A 15,237-nucleotide genomic window follows, 5' to 3' on the forward strand; every position below is an offset into this window, starting at 1 on the left:
GCAAGGGCTCCTCGCAATGACGGGCGGAGGGCACTCGCTCTCCTGACCGCTACTCCGCAGCAGCCGCAAAGCGGCTGTTTTCCAGCTCGGCTTCCAGCCGCGCCTTCTCGGCCGCCGCCTGCTTGATGTTGGCTTCCTTGACGTGGCCGAAGCCGCGGATCGTCTCGGGCACGCGTGCGAGTCGCGCCAGCAGCGGGATCTGCTCCACCTTCAGCCCGGCGATCCGCTGGTCGATCATGCCGAGATAATCCTCGACCAGCTTCCGCTCGGTCCGGCGCTCCTCGGTGCGGCCGAACGGATCGAATGCGCCGCCACGCAGGAACTTGAGCTTGGCGAGAATGCGGAAGGCATGGATCATCCAGCCGCCGAACTCCTTCTTCTGCAGATGTCCGGTCCTCTTGTCGCGCTGCGCGAAGATCGGTGGTGCCAGGTGGTATTTCAGTGTGAAGCCACCGTCGAACTTCTCGGAGACCTTCTTGGCAAAGCTGCCATCGGTATAGAGCCGCGCGACCTCGTACTCGTCCTTGTAGGACATCAGCTTGAACAGGTTTTTCGCCACGGCCTCGGTCAGTTCGGTGGAAGTCGGCGAAACGGCGCTCTCCGCTTTCCGCACCTTGGCGACGGCCGCGAGGTAGCGGTCGGCGTAGGCCTTGTCCTGATAGCCGGTCAGAAACTCGGCGCGGGTCGCGATGACGTCGTCGAGCGACTTCGTTGGCGCGGATGCGCGGCTCCTGAACTGCAGCACGCTGCGCACCCGCGACATGTCGTGGGCGGCCACGCGCCCCCAGGTGAAGGCGAGCTTGTTCATCTCGATTGCCGCGCCGTTGATCTCGATGGCACGGAGCAGCGCCTCCAGCGACAGCGGGATCGCGCCCTTCTGGAAGGCAAAGCCGAGCATGAAGGGATTCGTCGCAATCGAATCGCCAATCAGGGCCGCGGCAATGCCTGTCGCGTCGATGATGTCGAGGTTCTTGTCGCCGATCGCATCGCGCAGCACGGTCTGCATCGTGCCCATCTCGAAATCGAGATCGGGGTTTTGCACGAAGCTCGCGGTCGGCTGGAGATCAGCATTGACATAGGCCTTCGTCACGCCGCGCGCGGCGCGGCTGAGCGCGGAGGGACCTGCCGAGACGATCATGTCGCAGCCGAGAATGACGTCGGCGCCGCCGGTGGTGATGCGGACCGCCGAAATGTCCTCCGGCTTCTGTGCGATACGCACATGGCTCATCACCGCGCCGTTCTTCTGCGACAGTCCGGTGAAATCCAGCGCCGAGCAGCCGCGGCCGTCGACATGGGCGGCCATGCCGAGCAGCGCGCCGATGGTGATGACGCCGGTGCCACCGATGCCGGTGACGAGGATGTTGTACGGCGCCTCCAGCTCGCGGGCAGGAGGCAGCGGCAGGTCGGCGAACAACTGTCCGGAATCGACCGCCGAAGTCTTCATGCGCTTGAGGCTGCCGCCATGTACAGTCACAAAGCTCGGGCAAAAGCCCTCGACGCAGGAAAAATCCTTGTTGCAGTTCGACTGGTCGATCTGCCGCTTGCGGCCGAATTCGGTCTCCAGCGGCTGCACCGAGACGCAGTTCGAGGCCTGGGAGCAATCGCCGCAGCCTTCGCAGACGAGTTCGTTGATGAAGGCGCGTTTTGCTGGATCGGGATAGAGCCCGCGCTTGCGGCGGCGCCGTTTCTCAGCCGCGCAAGTCTGGTCGTAGATGATGGCCGTGAGGCCCTCGATGTCGCGCAGCTCGCGCTGCACGGCATCGAGCTCGCGGCGGTGATGGATGGTCGCGCCTTGAGGGAAGTAGTTGCCTTCAGGATACTTGCCCGGGTCGTCCGACACGATCGCAAGCCGCTTGACGCCCTCGGCCCAGACCTGATGTGCGATCTGCGCGACATTGAAACCGCCCTCGGCCGGCTGACCACCGGTCATCGCGACGGCATCGTTGTAGAGGATCTTGTAGGTGATGTTGATGCCCGCTGCGGAGGCGGCGCGGAGCGCCAGCAGGCCGGAATGGGTATAGGTGCCGTCGCCGAGATTCTGGAAAATGTGCTGCTCGGTGGTGAAGGGTGATTGCCCGATCCAGTTCACGCCCTCGGCGCCCATATGCGAGATCAAATCGGTGCGGCGGGTCGGCATGCTCAGGGCCATGCCGTGGCAGCCGATACCGGCCATGGCGCGGCTTCCCTCGGGCACGCGGGTCGAGGTGTTGTGCGGGCAGCCCGAGCAGAAGAACGGCGTGCGCGCGAGCTTGATCGGCGTGCTGGTGGTGACGGGATTGTCGAAAGCTTCGAGCCGCGCGAGGCGCTGCTCCAGCACCGGGCTGTGATGACCGAGCTTGCGCAGTCGCGCCAGCAGCGCGGACGCGACGATGGTCGGCGTCAACTCGCCCTCGCTCGGCAGTAGCGGCGCGCCGCTTTCGTCGCGTTTTCCGGTGACGGTCGGGCGCTTCGACGCATCGATGTTGTAGAGGATACGCATCAACTGGTCTTCGATGAAACCGCGCTTCTCCTCGACGACCAGCACGTCCTGAAGTCCTTCGGCGAAGCGCCGCGCGCCGCTTTCCTCCAGCGGCCAGGTCATCGCGACCTTGTAGATGCGCAACCCCAGATCCTGCGCGTCCTTGTCGGTAATGCCTAAGTCGGCGAGCGCCTGGCGGAGGTCGAGATAGGCCTTGCCGGTCGCGACAATGCCAAGCCGGGCCGGTTTTGAATCGAGCACGATGCGGTCGAGCTGGTTGGCGCGGGCAAAGGCCTGCACGGCGGCCATTTTCGGACCGAACAGGCGCCTCTCCGCCTCCAGCGGCGGATCGGGCCAACGGATGTTGAGGCCGCCGGGCGGCATCTCGAAATCATCAGGCAGCACGATCTTGATGCGCTCGGGGTCGCTGTAGATCGAGGCCGAGCTCTCGACGGTCTCGCTGATCGCCTTGAAGCCGACCCAGCAGCCGGAGAAGCGCGACAGCGCGAAACCATAGAGGCCGAGATCGAGGTAATCCTGGAGCGTCGCGGGATTGATCACGGGGATCAGCGCCGCCGCGAACACCTGCTCGCTCTGATGCGCCAGCGTCGAGGATTGGCAGCCGTGGTCGTCGCCGGCGAGCGCCAGCACGCCGCCATTGAGCGAGGTGCCGGCTGCATTCGCATGCTTGAGCGCATCCACCGAGCGGTCGACGCCGGGGCCCTTGCCGTACCAGATGCCGAACACGCCGTCGACCTTGGCGCCGGGAAACAGGCCGACCTGCTGGCTGCCCCAGACCGCCGTCGCCGCGAGATCCTCGTTCAGGCCCGGCACGAAGGCGATGTCATGCTGTGCGAGCTGCGACTTCGCGCGCCACAGGGCGTGGTCGTACATGCCGAGCGGGGACCCGCGATAACCCGAGATGAAACCGCCGGTGTTGAGGCCCTGAAGCCGGTCGCGTTCGCGCTGCAACATGGGCAACCGAACCAGCGCCTGCGTGCCGGACAGGAAGATCCGCTTCGATTCGAGCCGGTATTTGTCGTCCAGCTCGACCTGCATCAGCGTCATTTCAGGAGTCCTCGGTGGTTGGGTGTGGCGAGCAGGATGTGCGCTGCGGGAGGGAGTTCTGGTCGCGAAGCAGCTGGTCGCAGTCAAGAGCATGGGCCGCTGAAGTCAATATCGCTGACCGCATCCGTGGCGTTCCTGGCGGTCATGGCTTGTGGAAGCCCCCGCGCGCCGGGTGAAGACGCGCGTTCGACAGGGCAGGTGCGGTCTTCGCGACGATGTTGCTCAAGGTAGCGACGCTGAAGGAGTCATACGCGTCGTATGAGGTCGTATGAGGAAGAGTATCGACGGCTGCATGGGGCAGGGCGGTAGCGCCACATCCTCCGTCGTCATTCCGGGGGCGCGACGAAGTCGCGAGCCCGGAATCCATTTCGCCTCCTATATTGCCGCCCGATGGATTCTTGGTTCGACGCTCGCGCATCGCCCCGGAATGACGGCGGAGAGAGTGTCGCCGCCCGCTTATCCTTTAAGCAACTGCGCGCCGCAAAGCCGTCGCACAGAGAATAAGCACACGTCAGTTCGCTTTCTAACTTCCTGAGAGCGCAGCGAATTTCTCCGGAGCCGTCGCTCCATCGCAATTGTACACAATGGCACGGCGTTTGCAGAACTCCCGGCAAAGAGGGTTCTCGCGGGGCCTGCGTCATGTTGAACTCAACCAAGCCGACACTGGGCGTGATCAGCGCCGAGCCTGAGCCGATCAAGCTCGAATGGGCGAGCACCGCGCTTCTCATCATCGACATGCAGCGCGATTTCATGGAGCCCGGCGGCTTCGGCGAGACGCTCGGCAACGATGTCAGCCAGCTGGCGCGCGCGGTGAAGCCGATCGGTGCCTTGCTTAAGGCAGCGCGCGACACCGGCATGCTGGTCGTCCACACCCGCGAGGGGCATCTGCCCGATCTTTCCGATGCGCCGCCCGCAAAAGTCGAGCGCGGCGCGCCGTCCTTGCGCATCGGCGATCCCGGTCCGATGGGGCGCATCCTCATTCGCGGCGAAGCCGGGCACGACATCATTCCCGAGCTTTATCCGCTCGACAGCGAGGTCGTGATCGATAAGCCCGGCAAGGGTGCGTTCTACGCCACCGAGCTCGCCGACGTACTTGAGAAATACGGCATCGAGAATCTCCTGGTGTGCGGCGTCACCACGGAAGTGTGCGTCAACACCACCGTGCGCGAGGCCAATGACCGCGGCTATCGCTGCGTCGTCATCTCGGACGGCTGCGCATCCTACTTCCCCGAGTTTCACGAGATGGGCCTGAAGATGATCAAGGCCCAGGGCGGCATCTTCGGCTGGGTCACGAGCTCGGCCGCGGTACTGGAGGCGATGAAGATTTCCACATCAGTTTAGGGGCATCACATGAGCACAAGTATGACGGGGACGGCCGGCAAATCTGATCTGAACAAGTCCGAGTTCAAGCCGGCACTATGGACACCGGGTGACTGGAACGCGTTCTTCGGCTTCGGCACCAATATCCTCGTCAACATGCTGGTGCTCACGGGCCTGCTTCGCTTCGTGCTGAAGATGCCTGATAGTCTCGTGTTCGGCCGCATCCTGCCCGCACTGGGGCTGATGATGTGCCTGTCGACCTTCTACTACGCCTATCTCGCCTATCGCCTCGCGCAGAAGACCGGCCGCACCGACGTCTGCGCGCTGCCCTCGGGCGTCAGCGTGCCGCACATGTTCATCGTCACCTTCGTCATCATGCTGCCGATCACGATCAAGACCGGCGACCCGCTCAAGGGGTGGTCAGCGGGCCTGGTCTGGGTGTTCTTCCAGAGCTTCATTCTCATGATCGGCGGCTTCATCGCGCCGTTCATCCGAAAAATCACGCCGCGCGCCGCGCTGCTCGGCACGCTCGCCGGTGTTTCCGTTACCTTCATCTCGATGCGCCCCGCGCTCGAAATGTACATGACGCCGCAGATCGGATTGGTTTGTTTCGCCATCATCCTGGTGAGCTGGTTCGGCGGGGTCAAATATCCGCGCGGCATTCCCGCGGGGCTCGTCGCCATCGCGGTCGGCATGATCATCGCCTGGGGCTCGAACCTGTTCGGGCTCGGTCTCGGTGGACTGAGCATCGCCGGCGTTAGCGCAGCCTTTTCCAATTTCGGCTTCTCGGTGCCGATCCCGGCTGTAGGCTACGTGTTCTCCGGCTTTGAGTTCCTCGGAATCATCCTGGTTACCGCCATTCCGTTCGGCATCTACGACCTCGTTGAGGCCATGGACAATGTCGAGAGCGCGGAAGCGGCCGGCGACGAATATCCGACCACGCGGGTGCTGACCGCCGACGGCATCGTCAGCCTGATCGGCTGCCTGATGGGCAATCCCTTCATCAACGCCGTCTATATTGGTCATCCCGGCTGGAAGGCGATGGGCGGCCGCATCGGCTATTCGGCTGCGACCGGCATCATGGTGGTGGTGCTGGCCTGGTTCGGCGTCATCTCGGTGCTGCTGGCGCTGGTGCCCGTCGTCGCGATCTCGCCGATCCTGCTCTATATCGGCATGCTGATCGGCGCACAGGCGTTCCAGACCACGCCGGTCAAACACGCGCCCGCGATCGTGCTGGCGCTGACGCCACATCTCGCGGCGTGGGCCAAGCTCCAGATCGACACGATGTTGGGCTCGACCATGATGGCAGCGACCACCGTCGGCGGGCTCGCCGCCGACAAGGCCGACGCGGTCAAGGCTGCCGCGATCGCCGCGTTGCCTCAGCAGGGCGTATTCTATCACGGACTCGAAGTGATGGGCGGCGGCTCCATCCTCGGCGGCCTGATCCTGGGTGCGATCGGCGTCTTCATCATCGAGCGCGACTTCGAGAGGGCATCGGCGTTCGCGCTGGTCGGTGCGGTCCTGACCTACTTCGGCTTCATGCATGGCGAAGCCGTCGGCATCGGCGGCGGCTTTGGCGTGACGCCGGCGGTGGCGTTCGCCTATGCCGTGATGGCCGCCGGTCTGTTCGCGGCCAGCAGGCTCGGCGCGAGCGAGCCCTACGCCTCGCATCCGGAGATGCACGCCGCACCGGCGGAGTAGCTACCCGCCCTTGACGGCCCCTGCGGTGAGCCCGGCGACGATCTGTCGCTGGGCGAACACCGTCAGCAGCAGCACCGGGAGGGTGACAATCAGCGCGGCGGCCGCGAGCGGCCCCCAGCTCAATTGGTCGAACGAGATCATGTTATAGACGGCGACCGGCAGGGTGCGTGTCTCGCGTCCGGCCAGCACGATGCCGAACACAAAATTGTTCCAGGAGAAGATCACGGCCAGGATGAAGGCGACGGCGATGCCGGGTTTGGCGATCGGCAGCGCGACATGGCGGAAGACCTGCCAGCGTGTGGCGCCGTCGATGAGCGCGGCTTCTTCCAGCTCCATCGGCGTCGTCTCGAAATAGCCGATCATGATCCAGATCACGATCGGCACCGTCACCACCAGATGGATGATGATCTGCGGCACCAATGTGCCGAGCAGTCCCAGCCACTGGAACATGAGAAACAGCGGGATCAGATAGGACAATCCCGGCGTGATGCGGGCGATCAGGATGACGATCGCGGATTTGTGCGCGGCCATCCGCGCGATGCCGTAACCGGCGGGAACGCCGACGAGCAGCGCAAGCAACGTCGCGCTGCCTGTTACGATCAGGCTGTTGATGAAATAGGTCAGGAAACGGTTGGAGGCGAGCACGTCGGCATAGTTCTTCCAGGCGATATGCTCGGGAATGAACACCGGCGGATAGGCGGCATTGTCGATCTCGAACTTGAGCGACAGCGACGCCATCCAGAGGAAGAACAGGATTGCCGGCGACACGATGACGAATACCGAGAACCACAGGCCGATCTTGCCGATGATTTGCCTTGGAGTCATGTGCCGCTCGCGATCTCGGTCCACAGCATGCGCTGGCGTGCGTAGAGCATCACCGCCGCAAGCAGAACGATCAGCAGGAAGAACACGACGGCGATCGCCGAGCCGTAGCCGAGGTCGTAATAGGAGAAGGCGACGCTGTAGAGATAGATGTTGATCGTCTCCGAAGCCGAGCCCGGCCCGCCCTGCGTGATCGCGAAGATGATGTCGAAGCTTTTGACGGCGTCGATCATGCGGATCATGCCGGCGATGAACAGGAACGGCATGATCAACGGCAGGGTGATGAAGCGGAACACCTGCCAGATGCTGGCGCCATCGATCTGTGCACTTTCATAAGGCTCGGTGGGGATGGCAGCGAGGCCGCCGAGCACGATCAGCATGACCAGCGGCGTCCATTGCCAGGTCTCGACCAGCACCAGCGAAGGAATGACGGTTGCTGGATGAAACACCCAGAGCTGCGCAGGGATCCCGACCAGCGACAGCAGATAATTCAGCACGCCGAGTTGCGGGTGGAACATCATGGTCCAGACCAGCGCGATCGCCACCGGCGTCGCCATCATCGGCATGATGAAGATGCCGCGCAGGAAGCCGCGGCCGGGGAATTTCTGGTGAAACACCACGGCCGCAAACGTGCCGAGCACGAGCGGCAGCAGCACGGACAGTGCGGTGTAGGCCAGTGTATGTCCGATGGCCTCAATGAAGCGGGGATCGCCCGTCAGCCGCAGATAATTGGAGAATCCAACGAAGGTGGTCGACGAGCCTACCTTCCACTCGTTCAGGCTCATCCAGATCGTGAAGACCCACGGGAAGATGATGATCGCGAGCACGACGACCAGCGCCGGCACTACGAACGGCCAGTAGGACGGCGGCCGCAACTCTTTCTCCGGCGCGGCATCAGACTGTGCCGCGCCCGGAGTCGATTGTGTCAACGCACTCACGCCTTCTCGCTACGCTCCAGGATCGGCCGGTACTGATCGTTGGCCTTCTTCAGCTCGGCCGCAGGATCCGCCCCGGACAAGGTCGCAGTGATCGCGGCGCCGACGATGTCGCGGAATTCGGCGACCGGAATCACGACCGGCAGGCCCAGCTTGCTGATCTTGCCGGAATCGATCACCGATTGCAGCCACTCCTTGGTCTTTACGCCCTTCTGGACCTCGGGATCGCCAAGGATCGAGTTGCGGAACGGCACGCCGCCGCCGGCCTGCAGCAGCCGCGCACCCTGGGTTTTCGAGACCACCCATTGGCAGAGCAGATAGGCGGCTTCCTTGTTCTTGCTCGCAGCAGCAATGCCGATGCCGTCGCCATAGGTCGAGGAATATTGTCCCTTGGGGCCGGCGGGTACCACGGTGTAGCCGACCTTGCCGACAACGCGCGAGGCGGCCGGATCTTCCAGCGGTGGCGCCCAGCCGACGCCGTCGATCCACATCGCGGATCTGCCTTGCGTGAACGAGGCCATCGACTCCATCCAGTTGAAGCCGGCGACGCCGGGCGGTGCCGATTTCGTCAGGAGCGTCTGATACAGCTTGGTCGCGGCAATGGCTTCCGGACCGTCGGTCAGGATGTTGCCCTTGGTGTCGAGGAATTCCCCGCCATAATCGAGGAAGAAGTTGCTCCACATCGCCATGTTGGCGTTGCGCAAGCCGCGCCCGACAAAGCCGTAGGTCCCTTCCTTGGGATCGGTGAGCTTCTCGGCGGCCGCAGCCATCTCGTCGAGGGTCTTGGGAACGGCGACGCCCTTCTTCTCGAACAGCTCCTTGTTGTAATAGAGGATGAAATAATCGACCGACCACGGCAGCGACAGCATCTGGCCCTTGTCGTTCTTGGCGTATTGCAGGCCCGCGGCCGAAAAGTCGCTCTCGACGAGATCGGGCGCGGTCAGCGCCGGATCCTTCATGAAGTGCGTCATGTCGGCGAGCCAGCCGGCCTTCTCGAACTGCCGTTTCTGCACGTGGTAGCTGAGATGGACGACGTCGAAGCTCGGCCGTCCCGAGGTCAGCTCGATCACCACCTTCTGGCGTTGCTGCTGCTCGGGAATCTGCTCGGATTCGACCTGGATGCCGGTGAGCTCGGTGAACTCCTTGACGTATTTTTGCAGGTTGTCGCCGCGGGGCCCTTTGGCGAGGATCACCTCGAGCTTGGTCCCGGCGTATTTCTTCCAGTTCACCTCGGCGTGCGCCGGCAATCCGGTCAGGCTGAGCGCGCTAGCTGCGGCAGTGCCCGTCAAGAGCGTACGACGCGAGATTTTGTGGTTGACCACTTTAGGTCCCTCCCTGTGACTCAATTTGGGCGGATACTAGCGGCCGTTCCACGCCTGCCTAGTCCTATTCTACGATCAGGGGCGCACCGCTGGCGTTTCCACCGGCAAGCCGCGCGCTCTCGACATCAAATAGAGCTCGAGGGCGACCAACTCGGGCGAACCGTAATCGTATGCCTGGGCGCGGACGCCGGTCATGCAACCGCGTAGTCGCCGCTCCAGCGATCCCAGCGTCTGCCATTCCAGGCGATAAAGCGGATAGCCGGTTGGCTGTCCCTGCGTGATCGGCGCGCCGGCAAGTCGCTTGTTGAAGTTGTCGTCGTGGCAATTGGTGCAGGCAAGGTTGAGCTGGCCCTCGCGTTGCATGAAGAGGTCGCGGCCCTGCGCCACGAAAGGTTTCAGCTCCGGCTCATCGCCGGCCGTGATCGCGACGCCGCGGGACTGGTGGGCGATGAAGGCGGACAGCGCCAGGAGGTCGCGGCTCTCGTAAGGCAGCGCCGACGCCTGCTGATGATTGGCGCGGCAGAGATTGATGCGCTGATCGAGGGTGACGGGGCGCGCTAGCGCCTTGTCAAAGGCGGGATAGCGTGCCGCGACGCCTTTCATGCTGCTGCGTGCATCGCCATGGCAGTCAGCGCAGGCTTTGTCGGCACTGCCGGTCTTCTTTGTCCAGAGCGCCTCGCCGTCGAGCACGAAAAGCATGCCCGGATTGGACGTGTCGTCATCCTGCATCGCACGCGTGTCGGGTCCCATGAACGAATAGCCGGAGCGGCGTGCCTCCGGCGCGATCTCGCCGGCGAGCAGGGCAGGGGCCGCGGCAAGCAGTGTTGCTGCCGCTATCGCGCGCCAAAAGATCATTCGACCGTGATCGATGCGGATGCGCTGGACGAATAGCCGTTGTCGCCGATCCATTCGAATTCGAGCTTGCCGCTCTCCTTCGCGATTGTGAAGAAGGACAGGTACGGGTTGGCCGCAATCGCCGGAAACAGGTCGGCGCGAAAGATCTCGGTGGCGTTGTAGCGGCAGGTAAAGCTGGTGATGATGTCGCGCGGTACCAGAGCGCCATCCACGGTATGGCGGAATCCGGTCTCCATGATGTGCGAGGTCAGCGCGCGGATCTCGATGATGTCGCCGCGTTTGGCTTTTGCCGGAACGTTGATGAGTGCGGCCATCAGTTCATCTCCTCGGTGCAGGCGGCCAGCGTCACGACGATGTCCACTGCGACTTGCCAGAAGGTGTCGTCGGAGAGCCGGGCGATCGCGACCACCTTCTGAGTGTCGGCGAGACGGATCCTCGTCGAGACCTGGGCGCGGCCCGAGGAGGGACCAAGATGGAAATTGCCGATGTTCGGCTGCGGGTTCTTCTCGTTGAAGACATGGATGCTCTTGACGTAGTCGTCCGCCGTCATCGGACTTGCGACGCTCACCGTCATCGGCACCGTGTTGCCGTTCTCGACCAGCGGCGGGATGTCGAGCTTGACCCTGCCCGTGCGAAGCTGTGCTTCACCCACGACGCTGCGGATCGCCGAGTTGAGCATCGCCGGCGTCGCCGCGAGCGGCCGCAGCGTGATGATCGAGATCGACCCGGCGACCGTCACGCTTCCGGCAAGGCTCAAGAATTGTCGTCGCGTGGTTGGCATGAACAGTCTTAGCCCCGAAGCGTTGCAAGAAAAGCCACGATGTCCTCGATCTCTGTGGCCGACAATATCGGCTTGCCGGCGAAGTTGCGCCCGACCCGCACGAGGCCATCGGTGCGATAATAGGACGGCATGATGGTCTCCGGGTTGAAGCGCGAGGCATCGACCAGCCGAAGCCGCAACTGGCTCGCCGTCCAGCGGTTCCCGGCGGCTGTGAGGTCAGGCGCGAGGTCGCCCTGGAACCGGGTCTCCGGAAATGGGCCGGAATGGCAGAGGATGCAGGTCGTGGTGCGCGCGAGCACCAGCGCGCGGCCGCGCGCGGCATCGCCGGGCGCGCCGGTGAGCGATTCTACAATGCCGTCGCCGACGATGTTGTAGGGCGCGAGTTGTTCTGCGCTTGCACCATAGGTGAGGGCGAGACTGACGACGATCAGCGCTGCGGTATGGACGGATGATCTAGCCAAAGGTGTCCGCCGTGATGGTTTGAAACCAGCGCTCGGCCTTGGCGGCCTCGCGGGCGCGCAGTTCGGGCAGCGCATCGAGCGGGCTCGTCGCGCCGCCCTCGACCTCGGCGAAGATATCGCCCTTAGGCTGGTAATTGCCGGCGAGCGAAAAGCCGTAACCGGGCGCGACGGTGTTGTAGCAGACGCCGGTCAGCCGCGGTGCCTGCGGCGCGCGGCCCGCGAGCAGGTTGACAATGGCGGCGGCGCAAGCCTTGCCTTGTGCGCTCGCGGCCGCTGCCGATTTGGGAATGCCGCCGCCGAGGCAGGCGTCGCCGATGACATGGATGTTCGGGGCGAGCTTTGACTCGAAGGTGACGGGATCGATCGGGCACCAGCCGGTCGCATCCGCCGCGCCCGCGATCTCGGCGATGCGCCCGGCGCGCTGCGGTGGGATGATGTTGGCGACATCGGGGGTGTAATTGCCGAACTCGGTGACGATGGTCTTCGCCGAAGCATCAACGGAGGTCACACGGCCGCCTTGCGACAGCGCGACGCGCTCGATCATGTCGCCGTAAAGCTCCTTCCAGGCCTTCTCGAACAACCGTTGCTGGGAGAAATTGTCCTTGGCATCGAGGATCAGCACTTTCGAGCGCGGCTTCTCCGTTTTCAGGTAATGCGCGATCAGGCTGGCGCGTTCGTAAGGTGCCGGCGGGCAGCGCGAAGGATTGGCCGGGATTGCAATTGCGACCGTGCCGCCGTCTGCCATCGCTTCCAGTTGCCTGCGCAGCAGCAGCGTCTGAGCGCCGGCCTTCCAGGCGTGCGGCATTTTTTCCGATGCCGTGTCGTCGTAGCCGGGCAGCGCCTCGAAATGGAAGTCGATGCCGGGGGAGAGGACGAGGCGGTCATAGATCAGCTTGGCGCCGTCTGATGTCGCGATGTTGCGTTCTTGCGGATCGATCCTGGTTGCAGCTTGAATAAGGACAGTGATGTCCTCGGCAGCGAGCTTGTCATAACCGAACTGTTGCGCTTCGATGTCGCGCAGGCCCGCGATCACCTCATTGCTGAAGGGGCAGGAGGTGAAGAGCTTGTTCGGCTCTATCAGCGTGACCTGCAATTTTGCATCGGCGTGCTTGAGCGCGCGGGCGCAGGCCGCGCCGCCAAATCCACCGCCGACCACGACAACCCGGCCGGCCGATTGCGCGCGCAGAACCGATGGCCGCGCCAGCGTTGCGGCGGCCGCGGTGATGCCGAGCACGGCATTCCGCCGTGTCACCGGGCGCGTGGTCATCAGGATCATCCAGGCAAAAATGCTGCGGCGGCGTTGTAGCCGCCGCGGCGTTTCTCAGGCGAAGGTGATGTTCTGGTCGCGCAGCGGCACCGAACGGATGCGTTTGCCCGTCGCCGCGAAATAGGCGTTGAGCACCGCCGGCGCTGCGACGCCGATGGTCGGCTCGCCGACACCGCCCCAGAATCCTCCGCTCGGCACCATCACCGCCTCCACCTTCGGCATCTCGTTGATGCGCATCGAGTTGTAGGTGTCGAAGTTGGTTTGCTCGATGCGGCCGTCCTTGACGGTGCAGCCGCCGTAGAACAGCGCGGAAAGGCCGTAGACGAAGGAGCCCGCGATCTGCCGCTCCACCTGCGCCGGATTGACGACGTAGCCGGGATCGGTGGAGGCGACGATGCGATGCACCTTGATCTTGCTGCCGTCGGTCACCGATATTTCGGCGGCGCCGGCGACATAGCTGCCATAGCCCATGACCTGCGCGATGCCGCGATAGACGCCTTGCGGCGCCGGTGTGCTCCAGCCGATCTTCTCGGCCACGGCATTGAGCACCGCCAGATGCTTGGGGTGATTGCCCATCAGCTTGCGGCGGAATTCGAGCGGGTCCTGGCCTGCGGCCTGGGCCAACTCGTCCATGAAGCATTCCATGTAGATCGCGTTGTGATTGACGTTGACGCCGCGCCAGAAGCCGGGCGGAACGTGCGGGTTGCGCATCGCATGCTCGATCAGGAGGTTCGGCACCGAATAGCCGAACGCGGCCTCGCCGGATTGGGCGACGCCCTGGAATGCGGCCGGATCCATGCCGTTCTGCAGCGCTTCGGGGCGCAGCGAGAACAGGATCGACTGCCCGGACAGGCGGTAGTGCAGCGCGACCAGATTGTTGTCGGCATCGAACGCGCCGGTCATCTTGCACTGGGTGATCGGGTGATACCTGCCATGCGCCATGTCCTCTTCGCGCGACCACAACAGTTTGATCGGCGTGCCCGGCATCTGCTTGGCGATCATGACCGCCTGACGGACATAGTCGGTCTGACCGCGCCGGCCGAAGCCGCCGCCGGGCATCACCTTGTGCACGTCGCACTTCTCCGCCGGCAGGCCCGAAGCCTCCAGCACTGCGGCGAACGCTGCCTCGCCATTCTGCGTGCCGCACCAGGCCTCGCATCTGTCGGCGGTGTGGAGCGCGGTGGCGTTCATCGGCTCCATGGTGGCGTGGTTCTGGTAGGGATAGCTGTAGATGGCCTCGATTTTCTTGGCGGCGCCGGCAATCGCCGCCTTGGCGTCGCCGTTCTTGTTGCCGACATAGGCGGGCTGCGCGTTGTCGAGGCCCTCGGCCAGCCATTTCGCAATCGACTCGCTGGAGACCTTGGCGTTGTCTCCCTCGTCCCAGACGATCGGCAGCGCTTCGATCGCGGTCTTGGCATGCCACCAGGTGTCGGCGACGACCGCGACCGCGGTATCGCCGACCTTGACGACCTTCTTGACGCCTTTCATGCCGACGACCTTGGCTTCGTCAAAGCTCTTCAGCTTGCCGCCGAACACCGGGCAGTCCTTGATGGCGGCGTTCAGCATGCCGGGCTGCTTGACGTCGATGCCGTAGACGGTGGTGCCCGTGGTCTTGTCGGCGGTGTCGAGCCGCAGCAAGCCTTTGCCGATCAACTTCCAGTCCTTTGGGTCCTTCAGCTTGACGTCGGCCGGCGGCGTCAGCTTGGCCGCGGCCTCCGCGACCTTGCCGTAGGTCGTAGTCTTGCCGGACGGGGTATGGGTGATGACGCTGTTGGCGGCCGTGCATTCGGACGCCGGCACCTTCCATTCGTCGGCCGCGGCCTGGATCAGCATCAGGCGCGCAGTGGCCCCGCCCTTGCGGACATAGTCTTGCGAGGAGCGGATGCCGCGGCTGCCGCCGGTCGAGAAATCGCCCCAGGCGCGTTTGCGGGCGACGCTCTGGCCGGGGGTCGGATATTCGGTCGTGACCTTCGACCAGTCGCATTCGAGCTCCTCGGCGACGAGCTGGGCGAGGCCGGTGAGCGAGCCCTGGCCCATTTCGGAGCGGGCGATGCGGATCACCACGGTGTCGTCGGGCCTGACGACGACCCAGGCGTTGACCTCGGGCGAGCCGTCGGCTGCGCGGACTACGGCGGGGCCGCCGAAGGGGATGTCGAGGCCGATGGCGAGGCCGGCGCCGAGTGCGGCGGTGCCGATGACGAAGGCGCGGCGGTTCATCTTGGGCGAGACGTGCTTGTTCATGGGGCG

Annotated in this window: 12 protein-coding genes; 2 read left to right on the plus strand and 10 right to left on the minus strand. The window is 64.1% G+C overall.

The annotated features are described in order from the left end of the window. Nucleotides 1–49: 49 nt before the first annotated feature. On the minus strand, nt 50–3,526 hold the full coding sequence (locus IVA80_RS33115; protein WP_247439212.1) for an indolepyruvate ferredoxin oxidoreductase family protein: 3,477 nt from the start codon (nt 3,524–3,526) through the stop codon (nt 50–52). Nucleotides 3,527–4,165: 639 nt separating this feature from the next. On the opposite strand from IVA80_RS33115, the gene IVA80_RS33120 reads away from it, so the two are divergent. Further along, entirely contained in the window at nt 4,166–4,867 is a 702-nt protein-coding gene (locus tag IVA80_RS33120) for an isochorismatase family cysteine hydrolase (RefSeq protein WP_247439214.1), read from the plus strand. Nucleotides 4,868–4,876: 9 nt separating this feature from the next. After that, the gene (locus tag IVA80_RS33125) at nt 4,877–6,547 is read left to right on the plus strand and encodes a regulator (RefSeq protein ID WP_247439216.1); all 1,671 of its coding nucleotides are present in this window, start codon (nt 4,877–4,879) and stop codon (nt 6,545–6,547) included. On the opposite strand, the gene IVA80_RS33130 is transcribed toward IVA80_RS33125, so the two are convergent. The 9 genes from IVA80_RS33130 to IVA80_RS33170 form a co-directional block, all read right to left on the minus strand. Beyond that, nucleotides 6,548–7,372: a carbohydrate ABC transporter permease gene (locus IVA80_RS33130; RefSeq protein WP_247439218.1), complete on the minus strand. Its 825-nt coding sequence runs from the start codon at nt 7,370–7,372 to the stop codon at nt 6,548–6,550. It lies immediately after the preceding gene. Next, nucleotides 7,369–8,307, minus strand: coding sequence for a sugar ABC transporter permease (locus IVA80_RS33135; RefSeq protein WP_247439220.1), 939 nt, complete (start codon nt 8,305–8,307; stop codon nt 7,369–7,371). Before IVA80_RS33135 ends, IVA80_RS33130 begins: the two co-directional genes overlap by 4 nt. Then, nucleotides 8,304–9,626: a sugar ABC transporter substrate-binding protein gene (locus IVA80_RS33140; protein WP_247439222.1), complete on the minus strand. Its 1,323-nt coding sequence runs from the start codon at nt 9,624–9,626 to the stop codon at nt 8,304–8,306. Before IVA80_RS33140 ends, IVA80_RS33135 begins: the two co-directional genes overlap by 4 nt. Before the next feature lie 75 nt (nt 9,627–9,701). Then, entirely contained in the window at nt 9,702–10,481 is a 780-nt protein-coding gene (gene soxA, locus IVA80_RS33145; RefSeq protein ID WP_247439223.1) for a sulfur oxidation c-type cytochrome SoxA, read from the minus strand. After that, nucleotides 10,478–10,795, minus strand: a complete 318-nt coding sequence (soxZ, locus tag IVA80_RS33150) for a thiosulfate oxidation carrier complex protein SoxZ (protein ID WP_247439225.1) — start codon at nt 10,793–10,795, stop codon at nt 10,478–10,480. The genes soxA and soxZ overlap by 4 nt, the downstream gene beginning before the upstream one ends. Next, the gene (locus IVA80_RS33155) at nt 10,795–11,262 is read right to left on the minus strand and encodes a SoxY-related AACIE arm protein (protein WP_247439227.1); all 468 of its coding nucleotides are present in this window, start codon (nt 11,260–11,262) and stop codon (nt 10,795–10,797) included. The genes soxZ and IVA80_RS33155 overlap by 1 nt, the downstream gene beginning before the upstream one ends. Before the next feature lie 8 nt (nt 11,263–11,270). After that, nucleotides 11,271–11,723 (minus strand): sulfur oxidation c-type cytochrome SoxX, encoded by a 453-nt coding sequence (soxX, locus tag IVA80_RS33160; RefSeq protein ID WP_247439229.1) that lies wholly within the window; start codon nt 11,721–11,723, stop codon nt 11,271–11,273. After that, on the minus strand, nt 11,716–12,999 hold the full coding sequence (locus tag IVA80_RS33165) for an NAD(P)/FAD-dependent oxidoreductase (RefSeq protein WP_247439231.1): 1,284 nt from the start codon (nt 12,997–12,999) through the stop codon (nt 11,716–11,718). The genes soxX and IVA80_RS33165 overlap by 8 nt, the downstream gene beginning before the upstream one ends. A gap of 45 nt (nt 13,000–13,044) precedes the next feature. Beyond that, the gene (locus tag IVA80_RS33170; RefSeq protein ID WP_247439233.1) at nt 13,045–15,231 is read right to left on the minus strand and encodes a molybdopterin cofactor-binding domain-containing protein; all 2,187 of its coding nucleotides are present in this window, start codon (nt 15,229–15,231) and stop codon (nt 13,045–13,047) included. Nucleotides 15,232–15,237 lie beyond the last annotated feature (6 nt).

Source organism: Bradyrhizobium sp. 139 (assembly GCF_023074175.1).
Classification (GTDB): Bacteria; Pseudomonadota; Alphaproteobacteria; order Rhizobiales; family Xanthobacteraceae; genus Bradyrhizobium.